Source organism: Variovorax ginsengisoli, from assembly GCF_030486595.1.
Lineage (GTDB): Bacteria > Pseudomonadota > Gammaproteobacteria > Burkholderiales > Burkholderiaceae_C > Variovorax > Variovorax ginsengisoli_B.
The window spans coordinates 1-1,452 of record NZ_JAUJZH010000083.1; the positions used below are offsets into that span (position 1 = coordinate 1).

1 protein-coding gene is annotated in these 1,452 nt (G+C 61.0%); it reads right to left on the minus strand.

Going from position 1 to position 1,452, the window contains the following annotated elements; all coding sequences use genetic code 11:
• Positions 1–7: 7 nt before the first annotated feature.
• Positions 8–1,384: an IS30 family transposase gene (locus tag QZH52_RS38570; protein WP_301816541.1), complete on the minus strand. Its 1,377-nt coding sequence runs from the start codon at positions 1,382–1,384 to the stop codon at positions 8–10.
• Positions 1,385–1,452: the final 68 nt, after the last annotated feature.

Consider the following 1,452-nt stretch of genomic DNA (forward strand, 5'->3'; position numbering starts at 1 on the left):
GGCGGATTCAACCGGTCGTCGCAACACCGGGTTGTCGAACGGATTTTAGATACTCGTTCAAGGTCTCAGCCGGTGTCTTCCAGCCCAGTGTTTTGCGCGGCCTGTTGTTCAATGTCCGGGCCACGGCTTGAATCTCTTGCTCGCTCCAGCGAGACAGGTCAGTGCCTTTGGGGAAGTATTGGCGCAGCAGCCCGTTCGTGTTCTCGTTCGTTCCGCGCTGCCATGGGCTGTGAGGATCAGCAAAGAAGACGCGCACTCCGGACTCGATGGTGAACCGCGCATGGTCGGAGAGTTCCTTGCCTCGATCCCAAGTCAATGATTGCCACAGCTGAGCAGGCAGCGTGGTCACGGTTCTCTTGAGCGCGTTGGCCATGGTGATGGCCCCGTAGCCTGCGAGCGCAGGACCGTTCTTCGTCCGAGGAATTAGCCCATAGCCCGCCTCACGAGGCAGGTGCACGAGCATGGTGAAGCGGCTTGATCGCTCCACCAGCGTGCCGATGGCTGACCTGTCCAGGCCGATGATCAAATCCCCCTCCCAATGTCCCGGCACGGCACGATCTTCTGCCTCTGCGGGACGGCTGGAGATCATCACCTCCTCGCTGACATGAGCCCATGCTTTGGCCTGGGCCCTGGCTCGTGGCACGCGCAAAGCACGCCCCATACGCAGGTAGCTCACCAGCTCTCGCTTAAGAGCACCTCGCCCCTGAATGTAGAGGGCCTGGTAGATGGCTTCGTGGGAGATGCGCATGGAATGATCATCCGGGAAGTCGACCTGCAGCCGGTTGGCAATCTGCTCCGGCGACCAGCCATTGACCCATTTGCGGTCACCACGATGAGGCTTGTTGCGACCGATGAACGCAGCTTGCCGAGGTCCGGCGACCTCGCGCCCTTGAGCATCGTGGATCTTGCCCTCCAGGCGGTCTTGAACATATTGGCGCAGACGTGGGTTTGTCACCAGCTTGGCCGGCTTGGGCCTTCTGGCCATCAGCTCGGACTTCCACTGCGCAACAGACGCTCGATACTCGAGCTTGCCACCGCGAGTCGCAGCGTTGCGGGTCAGCTCCCGTGAGACCGTCGAGGGACTTCGCCCGATAACGCGAGCTATCTCCCGCACCCCCACGTCTTGAGCTCGCAGAAGGGCGATCTCTTCTCGCTCGGAAAATGACAGATACCTCGCGGAAACAGGCTTCGACATGAACAGTGGCATGCCACCACGATGACGGAACCAACGCGTGCCCACCGGCTGCGACACGCCCACGGCTTCGGCCGCCTTCTCACTCGTGATTCCGGTGGCAATCTGCTTCCAGAACTGCCGCTCCACCTCTCGCCGAAGCGAAGGAGCACCGGGTGAGCGCATTGCACCTCGCCCCGTTAACTTTTGCATCCACCCCGCGGGTCGTCCCATAAACACCTCCATGATTGAAAGTGTTGCGACGACCGGTTGAATCCGCC

Bases quoted from the DNA above. Each gene is read 5' to 3' on its own strand.
- QZH52_RS38570 (WP_301816541.1), bottom strand. From the start codon at position 1,384: ATGCAAAAGTTAACGGGGCGAGGTGCAATGCGCTCACCCGGTGCTCCT.